This window comes from Streptomyces qaidamensis, from assembly GCF_001611795.1.
GTDB classification, from domain to species: domain Bacteria; phylum Actinomycetota; class Actinomycetes; order Streptomycetales; family Streptomycetaceae; genus Streptomyces; species Streptomyces qaidamensis.
This window is the reverse complement of the sequence record NZ_CP015098.1, coordinates 6,688,356-6,704,491: the sequence shown is the minus strand read 5'-3', so window position 1 is coordinate 6,704,491 and position 16,136 is coordinate 6,688,356. Positions and strand designations below refer to the sequence as shown.

The 16,136-nt window shown below is 66.8% G+C and carries 20 protein-coding genes; 12 read left to right on the top strand and 8 right to left on the bottom strand.

The features are described 5' to 3' along the window. Positions 1-232: 232 nt before the first annotated feature. The 7 genes from A4E84_RS29890 to A4E84_RS29865 form a co-directional block, all read right to left on the bottom strand. A complete protein-coding gene (locus tag A4E84_RS29890) occupies positions 233-1,138 on the bottom strand; it encodes an ADP-ribosylglycohydrolase family protein (RefSeq protein WP_062929508.1) in 906 nt (301 codons plus the stop codon). Beyond that, positions 1,135-3,249: a recombinase family protein gene (locus A4E84_RS29885; RefSeq protein WP_062929507.1), complete on the bottom strand. Its 2,115-nt coding sequence runs from the start codon at positions 3,247-3,249 to the stop codon at positions 1,135-1,137. The genes A4E84_RS29890 and A4E84_RS29885 overlap by 4 nt, the downstream gene beginning before the upstream one ends. Positions 3,250-3,274: 25 nt before the next feature. Beyond that, a complete protein-coding gene (locus tag A4E84_RS43065; RefSeq protein ID WP_159029636.1) occupies positions 3,275-3,442 on the bottom strand; it encodes a hypothetical protein in 168 nt (55 codons plus the stop codon). A gap of 211 nt (positions 3,443-3,653) precedes the next feature. Beyond that, positions 3,654-4,259: a hypothetical protein gene (locus A4E84_RS29880; protein WP_062929506.1), complete on the bottom strand. Its 606-nt coding sequence runs from the start codon at positions 4,257-4,259 to the stop codon at positions 3,654-3,656. 196 nt (positions 4,260-4,455) lie between these two features. Next, positions 4,456-4,701 carry a hypothetical protein gene (locus tag A4E84_RS29875; RefSeq protein ID WP_062929505.1) on the bottom strand — a complete coding sequence of 82 codons (246 nt, stop codon included), beginning with the start codon at positions 4,699-4,701 and terminating at the stop codon, positions 4,456-4,458. Next, positions 4,698-5,087: a DUF6221 family protein gene (locus A4E84_RS29870; RefSeq protein ID WP_237305019.1), complete on the bottom strand. Its 390-nt coding sequence runs from the start codon at positions 5,085-5,087 to the stop codon at positions 4,698-4,700. The genes A4E84_RS29875 and A4E84_RS29870 overlap by 4 nt, the downstream gene beginning before the upstream one ends. A 297-nt stretch (positions 5,088-5,384) precedes the next feature. Continuing rightward, positions 5,385-6,602, bottom strand: coding sequence for a hypothetical protein (locus A4E84_RS29865; protein ID WP_062929503.1), 1,218 nt, complete (start codon positions 6,600-6,602; stop codon positions 5,385-5,387). Positions 6,603-7,043: 441 nt separating this feature from the next. Here A4E84_RS29865 and A4E84_RS29860 point away from each other — a divergent pair, with 441 nt between their 5' ends. The 9 genes from A4E84_RS29860 to A4E84_RS45845 all read left to right on the top strand — a co-directional run bounded on the left by A4E84_RS29860 (position 7,044) and on the right by A4E84_RS45845 (position 12,056). Beyond that, entirely contained in the window at positions 7,044-7,988 is a 945-nt protein-coding gene (locus A4E84_RS29860; RefSeq protein WP_062929502.1) for a BRO-N domain-containing protein, read from the top strand. After that, positions 7,988-8,239, top strand: a complete 252-nt coding sequence (locus A4E84_RS29855; RefSeq protein ID WP_062929501.1) for a helix-turn-helix domain-containing protein — start codon at positions 7,988-7,990, stop codon at positions 8,237-8,239. The genes A4E84_RS29860 and A4E84_RS29855 overlap by 1 nt, the downstream gene beginning before the upstream one ends. Further along, the gene (locus tag A4E84_RS29850; protein WP_062929500.1) at positions 8,236-8,487 is read left to right on the top strand and encodes a hypothetical protein; all 252 of its coding nucleotides are present in this window, start codon (positions 8,236-8,238) and stop codon (positions 8,485-8,487) included. The genes A4E84_RS29855 and A4E84_RS29850 overlap by 4 nt, the downstream gene beginning before the upstream one ends. After that, the gene (locus A4E84_RS29845; RefSeq protein ID WP_062929499.1) at positions 8,484-8,864 is read left to right on the top strand and encodes a hypothetical protein; all 381 of its coding nucleotides are present in this window, start codon (positions 8,484-8,486) and stop codon (positions 8,862-8,864) included. The genes A4E84_RS29850 and A4E84_RS29845 overlap by 4 nt, the downstream gene beginning before the upstream one ends. Positions 8,865-8,967: 103 nt before the next feature. Further along, positions 8,968-9,624: a hypothetical protein gene (locus tag A4E84_RS29840; protein ID WP_062929498.1), complete on the top strand. Its 657-nt coding sequence runs from the start codon at positions 8,968-8,970 to the stop codon at positions 9,622-9,624. A 5-nt stretch (positions 9,625-9,629) separates the two neighbouring features. Then, positions 9,630-10,460, top strand: coding sequence for a hypothetical protein (locus tag A4E84_RS29835; RefSeq protein WP_063827520.1), 831 nt, complete (start codon positions 9,630-9,632; stop codon positions 10,458-10,460). Between the two features lie 73 nt (positions 10,461-10,533). Beyond that, a complete protein-coding gene (locus A4E84_RS29830) occupies positions 10,534-11,109 on the top strand; it encodes a hypothetical protein (protein ID WP_159029635.1) in 576 nt (191 codons plus the stop codon). A 43-nt stretch (positions 11,110-11,152) separates the two neighbouring features. Then, entirely contained in the window at positions 11,153-11,674 is a 522-nt protein-coding gene (locus A4E84_RS29825) for a hypothetical protein (RefSeq protein WP_159029634.1), read from the top strand. Positions 11,675-11,789: 115 nt separating this feature from the next. Further along, on the top strand, positions 11,790-12,056 hold the full coding sequence (locus A4E84_RS45845) for a helix-turn-helix domain-containing protein (protein WP_079129167.1): 267 nt from the start codon (positions 11,790-11,792) through the stop codon (positions 12,054-12,056). Here the strand turns inward: A4E84_RS45845 and A4E84_RS29820 are convergent. Next, complete coding sequence (locus tag A4E84_RS29820; protein ID WP_062929494.1) at positions 12,016-12,657, bottom strand: TRADD-N-associated membrane domain-containing protein; 642 nt, start codon at positions 12,655-12,657, stop codon at positions 12,016-12,018. The genes A4E84_RS45845 and A4E84_RS29820 overlap by 41 nt on opposite strands. 97 nt (positions 12,658-12,754) lie before the next feature. Between A4E84_RS29820 and A4E84_RS29815 the strand changes: the two genes are divergently transcribed. Genes A4E84_RS29815 through A4E84_RS29805 form a run of 3 tightly spaced genes read left to right on the top strand, consistent with a single transcriptional unit; the run spans position 12,755 to position 16,090 of the window. Further along, positions 12,755-13,276, top strand: a complete 522-nt coding sequence (locus tag A4E84_RS29815; protein WP_062929493.1) for a hypothetical protein — start codon at positions 12,755-12,757, stop codon at positions 13,274-13,276. Next, positions 13,254-14,528, top strand: coding sequence for a PBSX family phage terminase large subunit (locus A4E84_RS29810; RefSeq protein WP_062929492.1), 1,275 nt, complete (start codon positions 13,254-13,256; stop codon positions 14,526-14,528). Before A4E84_RS29815 ends, A4E84_RS29810 begins: the two co-directional genes overlap by 23 nt. A 26-nt stretch (positions 14,529-14,554) precedes the next feature. Next, on the top strand, positions 14,555-16,090 hold the full coding sequence (locus tag A4E84_RS29805) for a phage portal protein (protein ID WP_062929491.1): 1,536 nt from the start codon (positions 14,555-14,557) through the stop codon (positions 16,088-16,090). The last annotated feature ends 46 nt before the right edge of the window (positions 16,091-16,136 follow it).

Here is a 16,136-nt window from a genome sequence, read left to right as displayed (position 1 = left end):
ACGGTGTGGGCGGCAGCGCGATCAAGCGTGCCCGTCCCCTACGACGGACGACAGCGCCCCACCAGCGGAGCAGAACGGCGAGCACAGCCTCCGTGACCACCCGCCACCCCCTTCACGCTCCCGGCCCGTACGCGCCCCGACGGCTCGCACAGCGGATGTCAGGACAACGGGCGGCCGGTCACGGAGAGTTCCCGAGTTGCACGGAGAGTTCCCGAAGCGGAGAGCATGGCCGTCAGACCGACGTGGGCACCCAGTCCGGAAGCGGCTCCGTCCGTTCCACCCACTCGGTGGGCGGAGTCCCCGCCTTGCCCGCGGCGATCACGCCACCGACGATGGCGCATGTGGTGTCGACATCCCCGCCCACCTGCGCGGTCGTCCAGAACGCCTGCTCGTAGTCGCCGAGACTTCTCGCGGCCGACCAGAGAGCGAAGGGCACCGTGTCATGGGCGGTCGTACGCCGCCCGCAGCCCAGCACGGCCGCGACCGTACCCGGGTCACCGTAGTCGAGCATGTCCCGGGCCCGGCGAAGCCCCGCGCCCACGGCGCTCTTGGGCACCAGGTCGATGACACCGTCGAGGAGGGCTTCGGCGCCGGGCGGTCCGTCGGGAGCGGCGGCGAACGCGGCAGCAGCGGCGACGGCCATGGCCCCGACGACGCCCTCGCGGTGCTGGTGGGTGGTGTACGCGGAGATCTCCGCCTGGTGGGTCGCCTGTTCCGGATCATCCGCGTACCAGGCGCCCAGCGGGGCGATCCGCATCGCCGCACCGTTGCCCCAGGAGCCCTGCCCCTTGAAGAGGGCCGCGGCGAGCTCCCGCCAGTCGCCACCCTCCCGGACGAGGCGCAGCAGGCGGTTGACCGCAGGGCCGTAGCCCCGGTCGAAGTCGTGGTGCTCGGCGAAGGAGCGGGCCAGGGCGTCCTGGTCGATGCGGTGGTGGGCGGCCAGGACGGCGACGACCGAGCCGGCCATCTCCGTGTCGTCCGTCCACTGCCAGGGCCCGGACGGCACCTCGCGGCGCTTCAGCAGCGGGTAGTTCACCGGCACGAAGTACTGGGAGCCGAGGGCGTCCCCGACGGACAGTCCACGCAGGCAGGCCAAGGCGCGGTCCAGGCGCACGTCGGGGGAGGAATCAGCGGTCATCGCCCTGCCACTCTATCCGGTGATCCCGTACGGCTCGGGATCTCGCCAACGATCGAACCGTCGCTGGAGGTAAGGGCACCGTTACCGTCTTCCCCCTGCTCCGCGAGAAGCACTTCCGGCAGGACGGTGCAGCGAACCTTGACCGTGACGGCGTCGTGGTCAGGGGGCGGTGTCCCCGGCATGCCCGCCAGACGCTCCATAACGGCCTCCAGACCACCTGCGGCGCCCCAGCGGATCCAGTGGTTCATGAGCGTGGTGTGCGGCACCCCGGCGTCCAGCTTCTTCCACGAGACCCCTGTGCGGGCCTTCGCCAGGAACGCCGCCAGGATGTCCCGGGAAGGGAAACGGGGCGAGAACACGGAAACGATGTCCGCAACCCTCGACCACGCCTCATCGGTCAGGCACGGCACCGTCAGACCGCGCTGCACGAAGAAGGCCCCAGCCTGACAAGGGCGACCCAACGGGCGACACGGTACGTTCCCCACGATCTCGACCTCGGCTTGCAGAAGGTCGAAGAGTTCCGCCTGCTCCTCAAGCGTCTTCTCGCCGAGTCGCACCTGCGCCTTCCCTGCCAGCGCCGCCAACTGTTCGGCGGTGTCCTCCACGGCCTCGGCCTCCTCCTTCCAGCTTTCGATGTCCATGCGCTGCTTCTGGAGGTCCGCCAGCTCCGCGTTCGGTTGAGCGGTCATTCTGGCGAGGTACTTCTCCGCCTCCGCCCGGCCCATGCTCCGCGCCGCCGCCTGCCGGGCGGCAGCCATCAGCATCAAGTCGATGGACTCTTCCAGCTCGGCAATGCGCTTGGTGAGATCCTTCAGCCGACTGTCGAAGTCGACACCGGTCTCGGGCCTGGCCTGTAGGGCTTCGGTCGCCAGGCGGTGAAGCTCCTCCGGGTCCTGAAGGAGCTTCTTCACCAGACGCCAGCTCTCGCGCTCCACGGGTTCCGCCCGGATGATGGGGCAATCACAGCGCTCGGTCTTGAGGATAGAGCCGGATGCGCCACTGCATCGCATGGCCTTGAAGGGGCTGCGGCCGTGCTTGTCGCCCTGGCGAGACTTTCCGTTGCCGACGTAGACGTGCCCGCAGGGACTCACGATCCGTCCGGCCAGGCTGTAAACGAATCTCTTCGGCGCCCGGCGGCGGGGGCGCTTCGCCTTCGCCTCGGCGAGGTCGGCCAGCTCCCGGGGTGTCAGGATCGGCTTCAGTTTGATCTCTACCGGCTTGCCGTAGCGGGGCTTGCCCGCCTTGTCCAGGACGACGTCCTTGGATCCGCGGTGGACCATCACGGCCTCCAGGGTGGTCCTGGAGTTCAGCAGGTTCCAGACGGACCCGTGGTCCCAGAGGGCGCCGTTCTTGCGCCGGAATCCGGCCTGGTTCAGGTCTTCCCCCGCCTTGTCGTAGGAGAGCGTGGCGACGAATCGCTCCACGGCCAGATGCATGCAGTCTGTCTCATGGTTCGTGGCGCATTCGCCCGCGCACTCACAGTCATCGGGGACGAGGTGGCTTTCGCCCGTCATGCCCTTGTTCTTGATCCGGTATCCGAAGGGGACGTTGCCGCCAAGGTAGGCGCCTTCACCGCCCATGAATTCGGCCTTCTCCTGAAGGCCGCCCTGGGTGCGGTTCCGAATGGTGACCAGCTCGTCCTCAGCCCGGTCTGCGGCCTTGCGCATCCGGGACTCGCCCTCTTCGGTTGTGTTGTCGTAGTCCCCCGCCACCACGGCCGTGAAGATGCCAAGGTCTTGCAGCTCCCAGACCCATGGCCAAAAGGCGCGGCCCTTGCGGCCGATAGCTCGGTCTTCGTACACCGCCACGACGTCAAACGGCTTGGGCGTCATGCGGGCCTGGCGCATCAGCTCCTTCACGTCCGGCCGCTGCGTGTGATCCAAGCTCCCGCTGAAGCCCTCATCGGCGAAGATGTTCGTCAGAGCCCAGCCTTTGTCGGCGATGTGCTTCACAACCCGCTTGCCGGTGTAGGCGATGCCGTACCCCTTCCGCTGGTCCTCGGTGCTCACCCGGGTGTACACAACGGCTCGGAGTTGTCCGGGCTTTGCCACCTGCGCCACAGCATCCAGAGCGCGGAAGAGCGCCTCGCGCCTCACCTGGTCATCGGTCATGTTCCCCCCTGGCCGCTCGGCAGTTCTACGGGAGCCGCCCGAACAGAATCTCCCTCAGCCGTTCGCGCGACCGGACATCCATGGCCTCGTCACTGCGGATGATCAGCTCACTCCGCCGCTCCGCCGCGTCCGTCATCGTCCTCCGGAGCCACTCGCCGGCCTCCTCGGCCCGTATCGCGCTGCCGTCCTGCATGGGGTGCTCCTCACCTGCCCGCACCGCGACCCTTGACCCACAGGGCCGGTCTGCCGACGCTTGATGGAACTTCACGAGGCCCGTCATCGCGTGGACTGCTGGCCGTGAACGGCAATGCGTCTGACGAACAATAGAAATGCTGCCACCCAATCGGGTGACAGCACAACTTTCGTTTGACTTCTTGGATTCCCTCCAGGATTTCTTGGAGGGATTAAGCGGACTGCTCAGCCCGCTTCGGCAGCTCTATCGTCAGGATCTGGTTGATAACGTCGCCCGGATTGAAGTCCCGGCGCTTCGGGTCGAACGTCACGAACGCGCAGTTGAGCTTGTCCTCGATGAGGACCCGCCTCCAAAACTCGGCCTCCCGGTCGAACCGCGAATCACTCAGCCGGTCGTACTCGATGACGACGCCAAGGCCGGGGCAGTAGGCGCTCACGACGTAGTCGCCGACCTTGCACTCTTCCTCAACCTCGATCGGCGCCAGAGCAGCTCTGACGATCCGGATGACCTCGGATTCCGAGGTGGGGACGACACACAACTCCATGCCGAGTTCCACCGCCAGGTCCCGGGCGGCAGCCCGCTTCGAGTTCGCCACCAGATGGCGCAGCCCGATGTCATTCACAGCAGTGGTCAGGGTCCGCGCCCGGGGCCCCTCCTCACCGAAGACCGCCCAGGGGACCCGTTTCCTGGCCTGCCGAGGGATCTTGCGGTGGGCCACGGCGTAGGAGTTGTAGCCCAGCACGCGAGTGGCGTCCCACAAGGAGTAGTGCTTCTCATCGTCTAGCTCTACCGTGCGAATACGGCTAAGATCGCCCACAGGTTTCCCCATATCAGGTGTTACAGCACCCGATCCGTCTCTCCCCAGAGATATTTAAATTCGAAGGCCCGCCTCTCCCCAGAGGCGGGCCTTCGTTCGTGCGGCCTCGACTATGTTAGCCGTTTGAAGTGACGGGAAGCGACCGCTCCGTTACTCGGGAATGCGTTCGCTCCAGCATTCCCGAGGGGTGAGGAATTTAAATTCCTGACTGGCGCACATCGGCGGTGAACGCATCGATCGCGAGGCACCGGGCGTACTCCCAGCGGCGCGGGTCAGAGGAGGCCAAGGCCAGTATCTGGATCGCCTCAGGGTCACCCTGGTCCCGGAGGATCAGCGCTCGCCGGGAGGCCTTCTGGTAGCCCGCCAGCGTCAGCTCGAAGCCGTCCTCGGTCTCCCCCAGGCCGTGGCGCCTCAGGGCCTCCTGGCGGGCTTCAGGGTTCACCGACGCTTCTCGTGGTCGGCGGGCTCGTACTCATCCTCAACCTCGACCAGCTTCCACTCGGGCTGGAAGTCGGGGTGGTCTTCGTACGCCGTAAGGAGTCTGGCGATCACCGGGCTACGGAAATACTCAGGGACAGCGGCGATCACGTCCACGATCCCCTTCTGCCAGAAGTTGAGGCCCTGGGCCTCCGCGTTCGCCTTCCATGTCGTCCCCTGGTTCGCCTCCACCCAGGCCACGAGTCGGCGCTTGGCCTTGACATCGGCCAGGGCCCGGTCCCGCAACACTGCCACGCCCTCGTCCTTGCCGGGCTTCACTGCGCGAGCAGCAGTTTCGTCCTCGCGAAGACGGGCCTTGAGGAACACCATCGCGGTCGCGAGATCTCTCATCGCCTACCCCCCCTTGTCGGCATTGCTGGAGGGCCATCATCCACCTGGATCACGGCACTTCAAATCTCTGCCCTGAGGTTCCTGTCTGCTGCGGACCTCACACCAGTAGGGGACGAAGGAAGACCATCCCCCGGAGGCATCGATGAACATCGCGCAGCACACCTGGCCCCTCTACTACCCGGGCTCCGACGAGCCGGTGCTCCCCGAGCTGCTGGAGGAAGCCCGCAAGGCCCGGGAGGAGGGCGGTGTCGTCGCCCTCCTCGGCTGCGAGACCTCCTGGCACATCCTCCGCGCGCGTCAGGCCGAGCCGACCCCGGACATCCTCCGACGCATGGCGGCCAGAGTCTCCTGCCGGTCCTGCTCGGAGAGGGCCATGAAGCGCTGGGCCCCCAAGAACTCCTGAGCCGGCCGGGATACCGCGGCCTCCTCCACGAGAACGGCCGGGGAGTCCGGAACGGGCCCCGCCTCGACCTCCTGGGCTTTGAAGTACTCGAAGAGCGCCATCTCATTGCCCTCGGCCACCAGGGCCTTGAACTCCTCGGAGGCGCTCTCGGGCAGCGGGCGGTCCGCGAGGTACTGCTCCCGCTTGGCGTTGGCCGTGGAGTGCAGGTACGCGATGTACCCGGGGCCGGTCCCCCGACGGGCCGAGGTCTCCTGGACCGCCTTGTCTTGGGCGGCCCGACGGTTCCGGATGTCGTGGCGGGCCACGCGCTCGTCGTACCGTTCCCCCAGGGCCTCGTCGAAGACCTGGGCCCAAGCGATCTCGTAGACGAAGGAACGGCCCTGACGGATCTTCTGGACCAGTCCGGGGAGCGCCTTGGTCATCCTGGCCACGAGGGCCTGGGCGCCCCGCTTCGAGAGCCCGGTCAGGTCCTGGATGTCGGCGACTGAGAGGGTCACGTCCCGCAGGCCGCACAGCACCGCGAGCTTCCACCCCTGACGCCCCAGGGCGAAGTCGGGGGCGTCCTGACCTTGCGTCTCACTCCAGACGTCCAGGGAGGCGTCGAGAGCCCGCAGGATCCTCGCCCCTTCCCCCATGCCCTTCATCGTGTCCAGTCGGGCGAGGGTCTTCAGGCCGTTGGCCAGGGCCTCCTGACCCCTCTCACTGATACGCGCACTCACTACCGCATTACCCTCCAAGATCTTCTCCTCTCCCTCCCCAAGGGCCAGGGCACCCCCCAGGGGGCCAGGGGCCTGAAGGTTCTTAGGTGAAGTACTGCGGTAGTCGGTGCGCGTATTGGAGTGGAACCGGAGCTGCATCTCCTCGCGCTCATCCACGGTGGCGGAGGAGTGGCCCCGGGTCCTGGTCCAGAGGAATTTAAATTCGGAGAGGCCACCGGTGGGACCTGCGACCTCCCGAACCGTCTTGTCGGAGAGGTTGGACCAGCGGGCGATTCCCCGAGAGCCGTCCAGGTACGGGCGAGTGACGAGCTGCCAGGAGATGACGGCCTCGGTGAGGGCCTGCGATTCGCGGGCCATGCGCTGGGCGATCTCGACGAGGTGGGCGGAGTTCACGGACTCCGAAGATTCCTGGGGAGCGATTCGACCCGAAGGCATCTGGCCGGTAGAATCGACGATAGCTTTCATTGGCGCTCCGAATGTGTAGAGGCGGACGGAGTACTGGTCTCGGAGGGGTGATGGCCTCTTGGACCAACCCGGCTTTTTAAATAAGCCGCTGACGAGCCCCGGTTCCTAGGCCGGGGCTTCGTCGTGTCTATGGGTCAGCATAGGCACGCAGATAGCACATCTGCCAAGGTCTGCGCTTACCCCAAGGATTCCCGTAGAGAGCATTACTACAAGAAATCCAGTAGTAAGCCTGCGCCCTCAATCACCTGACCCATACATTCCCCCAAGTGGGAATTCACTGCTATCATTGAGGCATCGCCGCAGAGGCGATACGACTCCGCTGGAGGCCCGCATAGGGACCTCCCTTATGCGTGAGTCGAAAGGGCTCCCGTGAGCACCGTTCAGCTCCCGAGCATCTTCCGGGCGATCCAGGAGATCTTCCCTGGCACCCCGCTCCGGATGGGATTCAGCACCCGCGAGCAGGCTTCCTTCATGGCCGCAGCCGATCTTCGGAAGGGCGTCGGCTACAAGGCCAACACTGAGGCGTTCGTCCGAGCCCTCGTCGAGACGCAGGCGAAGGAGGCGGGAAATTCCCGCCCCCTTTACGTCGGTGAGGAAGTCATCCAGACTCCCGGCGGCCCGCAGACCATGAAGGTCATCTACAAGCGCGGGGTCTTCCACCTGCTGATGCTGTCCCGTCTCCCCAAGGCGGTTGAGTTCCGCGACCAGATCTTCGACCTCCTGGAGGAGGTCGAGCGCGAGGGCTTCGTGATCAACGCGAGCGCTCCGGTCGAGCAGCTCAAGGCGATGAAGCCGCGTATCGAGCGAGACATCGACGAGTTGCTGGAAGCCCGCCTCCAGGAGAAGAAGGACTACCGCTCGATCGTCCGTGCCGTGAAGGAGGCCGGAGGCTACGATCGCGACTTCGCGGACGTCCAGAACATCATCTACCTCGGGCTGTTCGGCATGACGGCCAAGACCGTCCGGGACCGCCAGCCGCAGGTCAGCGGCGAGCGCTACAAGCGGGACTACCAGGGCAAGAAGGCCGGTGAGCTGCGGCCCTCCCGGTCCGCCAAGGACTACCTGACTGAGGAGCAGCTCAAGACCCTGGACAACGGGGTCCTGTTCATCACCTCGAAGCTCGCCCTGCGCCACCCCGACGGCCTGATGACCCTGGACGACATCAAGAGTGCGGCCATGGAGGTCGGCGCCGAGCTGCTCATCTCCCGGGCTCGCCTGACCGAGCCGGCCAACGTGGTGGAACTCTCCTCCCCGCTCGACCTCCGGACGCGCATCGAGGCCCTTCGCACGAAGCTCCAGAAGGGTGCCGCCTGATGACGCGCCTGAACCCCGAGCCGGTGAGCGCGAAGGAGATCCACGCGGTTCTGACGGACCCGGACTTCACCCACACCGCCAAGGTCGTCTGGGCGTACACCCGGGCCGTCGCCGACCCGCAGCGCATTAAACCGATGGCCGAGGTCCTCGGCATGGCCGAGAACACCGTCTGGAGGTCCCTGTCCGCCCTGGAGGCCAGGGGCCTGGTCCGCAAGGTCAGCGGCGTCTGGCTGGCCGAGGAGGCCCAGTGAGCATCTTCGACGACGTGATCGTGGGCTACGGCCCGGAGCAGATCGAGGACATCGAAGTCCACGAGCGGCCCGACGGGTCCTCCGTGATCGAGACGGTCACCTGCCGGCCCGTCCGGGTCTGGGAGAAGCGCCGCGACGGCTCCCTGGTGGAGCTGCACGACGAGGCCGCAGACGCCGCCTTGGATGCCTTCTGGGCGGCGGTCGACAACGACGAGATCAACGACGACGACATGGAGAACGACCGGTGACCATCTCGATCAACATCAACGACCTGATCGCGACCCGGCTGACGGAGATCGCCCGAGACGCCTGGCAGGCCCACCGCGTCATGCCCGTCTCCGACTGCGGAGGCCGCGTGCTCGATCTCGGTACGGCCGCCGTCCGGGAGTTCTGGTACTGCCAGGCCGATCACGGGACCGGCATCTGCGGTGAGCCGATGTTGACCTCCGACCAGGCCAACAGCCTCTTGGGCATGTACTCGGTCGACGAGCCGGTGCCCGACCCGCAACTCCCCATCGTGGAAGTCGAACTGCTCGACGAGGGCTTGGGCGGCTTCTTTCCCGGCTCCTTGATCCACTTCTCCGATGTCCGCCACGAGTTCCAGAAGACGCAGGAGGACCGGTGAGGTCCACCACGATCGACTACGTCAACTACGGCTTCCACCTTCTCGCCTTGGGCATCGTCACGGGCCTGATCGTCGCGGTCCTCCGACGGATCCGGAGGGCCCGATGACCGAATCCACCACGTGCGTGGTGTGCGACCGGACCGCTGAAACTCGCACCTGTGTCTCGTGCCAGGCCCGGCTCCGCGGGCTCCTCGCCCAGATCCCCGAGCAGTACGTCTTCCTCGCGATGTCCCGGCAGCGGGAGCAGAGGGGCGGTGACGGCAGGTCCTCCACCCGCCTCCACGCCCCTCTGCCGGGCCGCCTGGACACCCTGAACCTCGTGGGTCCGTACGCCCGTCAGAGCGTCACTGACGCCGAGGACCAGATCGGCGAGGCGCCTGTCCTGGCAGTGTTGGAGACCTGGTGCCAGGTGGTCACAGAGGAGCGCCGCCTGACGCCCGTCAGGACTCACGTCAGCACTCTGACGAACCGGCTCCTGACGCACCTCGGCTGGATCTGCGACCAGGTCTGGGTCGTCGACTTCGAGCTGGAACTCCGGGAGCTGATGCGAGCCGTCAAGGCCATCACCCGCACCGACCCCCGACGGGTGCCCCTGCCGGTGCCGTGTCCGAGCTGCGAGATGCTGACGCTCGTCAGGGAGGACCACTCTGGCTGGGCAGCCGAGTGCGTGCTGTGCAGCTCTGTGAAGCTCGACGAGCGGGACTACCAGCAGCTTGTCCGGGAGGCCTACCAGGCCGTCAGCAAGCCCCAGGAGGCCTGACGCTCGTGAGTCCCCGCAAGAGCCCCGCGTCCCCCAAGGGCGCGGGGTCTTCCCCGTCTTCGACCTGGTTGGTCCGCACCGCCACGACAGCCGGCCGACCCGCCGTGCTCACCGCAGCCCTGGCACTGTCGGCGCCGGGCGAGTACCGCCTGGCCCTCCTGGCCGGGTGGACCCCTCCCTTCGCCGCCGTCATGCCGCTGGTGATGTCCCTCTATGCCGGAGTGGCCGCCGCCATTGCGTCCAGCCTCACGAAGGGCAGTCCGGAGAGGCGTCAGGCCAACGTGGGTGCCGTGCTGGCCTTGCTGTTGGCGATGACGGCCCAGGTGATCGCCCACCTGATCGAGGCTGGGTATCTCGTCAAGGGCCCCGCCGTGGTGGTGGCCGTCAGTGCCGTCCCTCCGCTGGTCGCCGCGCACACCCTGCACTTGGCGGGCGTGACCGTCATGAGGCCTGTCGTCAGTCCCGAGCCGGTGCCGCCGACGGTGAACCTCAGCAGGACCAGTGCTCCCCCGTGGAAGCCCGCCGTGATCAAGGCGATGCCCGCTCTCCCACCGCCTACCGTCAAGGCCGTCAGCACTGCTCTGACACCCCGCCCCGAGGTCGTCACGGCCCGCGTCCCCGAGGAGCCGGAGAAGGCCTCCGAGAGTCCGCAGAAGCCCTCGGCGGATGAGATCGTCCGGCGGCTCTACGACGAGTTGAGAGGGAGGCCCGCGACCCGCCACATCCGTCAGGCCCTGGCTGACGCCAGCCTCCCCAACTCCGACGGCTCATGCCGACAGGCCCGGCTGAGGGTCGAGCAGAAGGAGCCGGAGCTGAAGGAGCTGCCGCCCGCCTGACGGCCGGAAGCACCCACAGGGACTTGACGGGATTAGCCCCATGCGGGTTGGTCCCGTCGGCATGATGATCTGTATGGAACCAGAGGTAGTGGCTGCTCTGTGGGGCTTCGGCGGTGCCGCCATGGGCGCGGGCGGAGCTTTCTTGGGCACATGGGTTCAGCAACGGCACCAGGCGCAGATGGAGCAGAAGAGGCGGGAGGAGGCCCGAGCCGACCTTCTGGAGGAGCGCGGTAGGACCGCAGCCGACAAGGCCCTCACCGAGCTGTACGACCTGCGAAGACATGTCTCCACGTGGAAGGTCGGCATGTCCGCTGAAGAGAGAAATCAGTGGTACCAAACGGGCTACGACCACACGTATAGCGCGGAGCTGAATGCCGCCCTCATCCCGGAGGCCAACGAGCTGAGGGAGCGCCTCCGGGACGCTCTGGAAGTTGTCCGTACATCTATGGACGTCGATGCATGGCAGTCGGAGCATGAGCCGTACTTGAGCCACTTCGATGCAGAACACTCGATCGCACTGCTCTCGGCCTACATGCGTGGAGACTCCCTGCCCACGCCCACATCCAGGGAGAAGAGGGAGACCACGCAGCGGGAGATGCGGGAAGAGGGGTGGGCGGAGGAGGATCGCCGTCGTTCGAATCCGTCATGACGCCCGTCACCTCGACTACTCGTGCGCCTTGGAGGGGGACGTCATGCAGACGGAAACACTGGTGGGGCTGATCGGTCTCGGGGGTGCGGTCTTAGGCGCCGGAGGAGCAGTCCTGGGCGGATGGCTCCAGTCGAGGACCGCAAAGACCGAGCGACTGGAGGGCTACCGGCGTGAAGCGGCCCAGGCCGCCCTGAGCGAACTGGTCCAGCTCCGGCACGAGTTGATGGTTCACTACCAGGAGCACCCCGCCGCGGACCACCAGTACGGCTTCAGCGGGCCCTTCCAGGACTTCATGCACGCCGGGCAGCGACGCCTCATGGCCATGAACGCCTCTGTCCTGCTGATCCCCCACTCGCAGCTCCGGGAGCGCCTGGAGGCCGTGTACGAGGTCGGCAATGCGTGGCTCCTGGTTCCCGGGCTCCGTGCTGGTGGCCAGATCCAATGGATGCAGTCCGCAGCGCGAGAGGGGACGGAGATCCTCGGGGCCTTCTTACGTGGCGATCCCCTTCCCCCCGATAGCCCGGGGTTCGCGGGCATGCGTCAGCACGTCGCGGAGCGGAACTGACGCCCATCAGAGCCAGTACTTGCTTTCCCTAACGAACGACCGCATAATCGAACGCAGCAGGCGAGGTGCGTCCTCGTGCAGGCCCCGACGCCATTGGCGGACCGGGGCCTTTCGCATGTGCGGGAGGGCCTCAGTGGAGGACGAAATCTGGCTGACGGCCCGAGAGGCCGCCGAGCTGACGGGCGTCAGCGTCGTGACGGTCTACTCGTGGGTCAACAGGGGCCATTTGAAAGTCGGGGGCCTCGATCACCGAGGCCAGAGGCTCTTCCGCCATCTCGACGTCGCGAGGGCCGAGAAGGCCACCCGGGCCAAGGCCAAGCGCCTCTTGGCCCTAGCGTCCCCTAGTTCAGTGACGTCGGAACAGTCGCTTCCGATCCGTTAGCCGTCGTCGCGCCATTCAGGTTGACACCGTTCAGGACAGGGATCTCTGCCTGGGCAAACTTCAGAATTAGCGCAGCCTGTAGCTGGGATTTCAGGGCTGAGTTCTGGACGTCGTCAAGGAGGGCAACGGCCTGCCGAGCATCACGCTCCGTCGCCATATCCGCCCTGAGATTCCTAGTCTGGTCCGTCAGATGCTCAAGCGCCTTGTCGGCACGGCGATGAAAGAGTGTCGCAACCACGGACATCACCAGACCCGCCACGCTGGTGACGATCGCGGCGTAGAACTCACCAGTCGTCTCTGCCTTCCAGATGGCAAGTCCAACGCCTCCCAGCAGTACAAGGCCGCCGAGAACCGAGAAGCTGACACTCGTCACTTGGTTGATGCGCGCCTGCGAGAGTCCATGTGCGTAGTACTTGCGCAGCATCTTCGTGAAGTCCTTTTCGAGCGTACGCGTACGCGAGTCTCCGCTCGAAGGCTCCGTCTCCGGCTCCATATCGAGCTGATCGACCTCTTTCTTGATCGAACGGTCGACGAGCCAGGACGAGATGCCGGAAACACCCATGGCGCTCACGGCGGCCAACAGGACCTGAACAATCTGCATGGCGCTGATGTTGTCAGGGCAACCGGGGCACCGTCAGCCGTTCTCGCTGACTGACCGGTCACCCGTCACCACACGCGTGCGAGGGGGTGAGCCGGCCGTGTCGTCCCGAACCTTCTCCGCACTGGACGAAGAGACCCTCCGTCAGCTCCACGCTGACGGCGTCAGCCGGAACGAGATCGCCCGTCAGATGGAGTGGTCCGTCGGCACCATCACGAACCACGCTCAGCGCCTCGGCCTCTCCTTCGACAGGGAGGCCGTCAGGGCCGCCACTGACGCCCGTCAGGTCGATCTGAAGGACAGGCGCCAGCGGCTCCAGGAGCAGTTCCTCGATCTCGCCGAGCACACGATGACGCGAGCCCGGAGCCGGTACCTCCTGACGGGCTTCAGCCACACCGGCGAGATCACCACCGAGTCCGTCCCGGAACCCCCGGCGAAGGAGACCAAGGACTTCACGCTGGCCGCCTCCAGTGCCATCACGAGCGCACTGAAGCTCGCCCAGGTCGACGCCGGGGACACGGGGCGGGAGAACGCCCGAGGGCTCCTCCAGAGCCTCAGTGATGCCATGGCGACCGCAGCCCGGGAGCTTGGGGGCGACGATGCCGACGAGTACGGCTCGTAGCACCCAGTTCCTCCTGGAGCGCTTCAGCCCGAAGCAGATCCGCAGCATCGCGGCAGCCAACCGACGGGTGAACCTCTGGGAAGGTGCGGTCTCCTCGGGCAAGACCATCGCCTCGGCGTGGGCCTGGATGATGTTCGTCCCCCAGGCGTCCACCACGGGCGAGCTGGTCATGATCGGCAAGACCCGGGACTCCCTGTACCGCAACGTCCTCCAGCCGCTGATGAACCCGGAGATCTTCGGGGAGCTGGCGGAGCAGGTCGACTACACCCCCGGTGCGCCTACCTGCCGGATCTTCGGCCGGCTGGTCCACGTGATCGGCGCGAACGACATCAAGGCCGAGAACAAGATCCGGGGCATGACGTGCGCCGGTGCGTACGTGGACGAGGCCACCCTGCTCCCGGAGGTCTTCTGGGAGATGCTCCGGACCCGCATGCGTGTAGCCGGGGCGAGGGTGTACGCCTCCACGAACCCCGACTCGCCCACGCACTGGTTGAAGGTCCGGAACATCGACGACCCGGAGCGCCGGGCCGCCATGAAGGTCTTCAGCTTCACGCTGGACGACAACACGCACCTGGACCCCGAGTACGTCTCCGACATCAAGCGGAGCAACGTCGGGCTCTTCTACAAGCGCTTCGTCCTCGGTCAGTGGGTCGCCGCCCAGGGCGCGATCTACGACATGTTCGACTCGACCACCCAGGTCGTCGACATCCTCCCGCAGATCCGCAAGTGGATCTCGGTGGGCATCGACTACGGCGCGACCAACCCGACCCACGCGGTCCTGATCGGACTGGGCGAGGACCGGCGGCTCTACGTCGCCTCCGAGTACCGGTATGCCAAGGACTCCGGGAGCCTCTCCCTGACCCAGGCGGAGGCATCCCGGCGGGTGGTTGGGTGGCTGGACAACGTGCCTCAGCACGGCCGTGTACGGCCTCAGTACGTCGTGGTGGACCCCAGCGCGGCGAGCTTCATCTCCCAGCTCCGTACGGACGGTCTGAACCCCACGGCGGCCGACAACGCGGTGATCGACGGCATCCGCCTCGTCTCCAACCTCCTGGCCAACCGTCAGCTCCTGATCCACAGCTCGTGCCGCGAGCTGCTGAAGGAGATGGATTCGTACACCTGGGACCCCAAGGCCGCTCTGGAAGGCCAGGACGCACCGCTGAAGCAGAACGACCACGGCGTGGACGCCTTGCGCTACGCCCTGCGGACCACCCGCCTCCTGTGGCAGCACCAGATCCGGCGGGCCGCCTGACGACATGAGGACGGGGGTGACCCCGGATGCCTCTGCCTGTCGGCGGGAAGACCCTCTGGCCCCCGCCCGAGCTGGACCCGGTGGCCCGCAAGCTGACCGAGTGGACCGCCTGGTACTCCGGTGATTCGGATGCCCTGACGAGCGTGTACGGGGGCACGAGCGGGCTCACGAGCCCGACGGCCCAGGCGTACTTCGCGAGCGACAAGGCCCGTGGAGCAGCGCCTACGGTCGTCCCCCGGACCTTCTGGGGCCAGACGCTGACGCCGGGCACCCTGCGGACCAAGCTCCACGTCCCTGTGGCCGCCGACATCGCCGAGCTGAGCGCCAGCCTCCTCTTCGCGGAGATGCCGAAGTTCACCTCCACGGACAGCACGACCCAGAAGGAACTGGACGCCTTCCAGACGGACGGGATGCACGCCGCCCTCCAGCAGGCCGCCGAGATCTGTGCGGCCATGGGAGGCGTCTTCCTGAAGGTCGTCTGGGATCAGAGCATGGGGGACCGCTCGTGGCTCGTCCCTGAGTCCCCCGAGCGTGCGGTGTGCTCCTGGGCCTGGGACCGCCTCCAGGGCGTGACCTTCTGGGACGTGAAGTACCAGGACGACGAGTGCACGCTCCGGCTCCTGGAGCTGCACGAGCGCGGCTCGATCTCCTACGGCCTGTACAAGGGCACGGCCGCCGAGCTGGGCGAACGCATCCCCCTGAGCGCCTTCGAGGGCACCGCGGACCTCGCCGAGCTGTACGGCGACGACGGTGTGGTCCTCACCAACATCCCCTGGATGACGGCCGCGTACGTGCCGAACGTCAGGCCCAACCGCATCTGGGCCGGCTGCCGGGCAGCGGTGAACCTCGGACGCTCCGACCTCGCCGGGGTCGAGCTGCTGATGGACGCCCTGGACGAGACGTACACGAGCCTGATGCGAGACCTCCGCCTCGGCAAGAGCCGGATCATCGTTCCGGAAGCGGCCCTTGAGATCGAGGGCCCCGGCAAGGCCGCGCGCTTCGACATGGAGCGCGAGGCGTTCGTGGGCATCCAGTCGCTGGACGCCACGGTCACGATGAACCAGTTCGACATCCGCGTGGAGCAGCACCTCGCCACGGCGGAGGCCCTGTTCGAGCAGATCGTCTCCAGCGCGGGCTACTCGGTGCAGAGCTTCGGCGGCAAGGGCGACGTGGCAGCCGTGACGGCTACCGAGGTCCAGGCCCGCAAGGAGCAGAGCCTGAGCACCCGGGGCCAGAAGATCCTGTACTGGCGTCCGGCCCTCCAGGGCCTCTTCCAGGCGCTCCTGGGCATCGACCGCGAGGTGTTCGGCACCCGGTCCGCCCCGGAGGCCGGGATCGACGTGGCGTTCCCCACGGCCGTCCAGCCCTCCCTGAAGGAACTGGCCGAGACCCTCACGGTCCTCGTCTCGGCGAAGGCCATGTCCCTGAAGCTCCGGGTGCAGACTCTGCACCCGACGTGGACCAAGACGCAGGTGGACCAGGAGGTCGCCGCGATCTTGGCCGAGGAGAGGCCGGCACCGGCGGCAAGGCCCGTCGTGGAGCCCGCTCCCCTCCCCCAGTGATTCCCCGCTCGGTCGCCAAGGCGTGGCCGGGCCCTTCGACGAGCGT

What these genes read in the sequence shown, in the direction of transcription:
- A4E84_RS29890 (WP_062929508.1), bottom strand. Translation starts at nt 1,138, where the DNA reads ATGACCGCTGATTCCTCCCCCGACGTGCGCCTGGACCGCGCCTTGGCC.
- A4E84_RS29840 (WP_062929498.1), top strand. Translation starts at nt 8,968, where the DNA reads ATGACCGAATCCACCACGTGCGTGGTGTGCGACCGGACCGCTGAAACT.
- A4E84_RS29870 (WP_237305019.1), bottom strand. Translation starts at nt 5,087, where the DNA reads ATGAGAGATCTCGCGACCGCGATGGTGTTCCTCAAGGCCCGTCTTCGC.
- A4E84_RS29830 (WP_159029635.1), top strand. Translation starts at nt 10,534, where the DNA reads ATGGAACCAGAGGTAGTGGCTGCTCTGTGGGGCTTCGGCGGTGCCGCC.
- A4E84_RS43065 (WP_159029636.1), bottom strand. Translation starts at nt 3,442, where the DNA reads ATGCAGGACGGCAGCGCGATACGGGCCGAGGAGGCCGGCGAGTGGCTC.
- A4E84_RS29855 (WP_062929501.1), top strand. Translation starts at nt 7,988, where the DNA reads ATGACGCGCCTGAACCCCGAGCCGGTGAGCGCGAAGGAGATCCACGCG.
- A4E84_RS29820 (WP_062929494.1), bottom strand. Translation starts at nt 12,657, where the DNA reads ATGCAGATTGTTCAGGTCCTGTTGGCCGCCGTGAGCGCCATGGGTGTT.
- A4E84_RS29810 (WP_062929492.1), top strand. Translation starts at nt 13,254, where the DNA reads ATGCCGACGAGTACGGCTCGTAGCACCCAGTTCCTCCTGGAGCGCTTC.
- A4E84_RS29885 (WP_062929507.1), bottom strand. Translation starts at nt 3,249, where the DNA reads ATGACCGATGACCAGGTGAGGCGCGAGGCGCTCTTCCGCGCTCTGGAT.
- A4E84_RS29805 (WP_062929491.1), top strand. Translation starts at nt 14,555, where the DNA reads ATGCCTCTGCCTGTCGGCGGGAAGACCCTCTGGCCCCCGCCCGAGCTG.
- A4E84_RS29825 (WP_159029634.1), top strand. Translation starts at nt 11,153, where the DNA reads ATGCAGACGGAAACACTGGTGGGGCTGATCGGTCTCGGGGGTGCGGTC.
- A4E84_RS45845 (WP_079129167.1), top strand. Translation starts at nt 11,790, where the DNA reads ATGTGCGGGAGGGCCTCAGTGGAGGACGAAATCTGGCTGACGGCCCGA.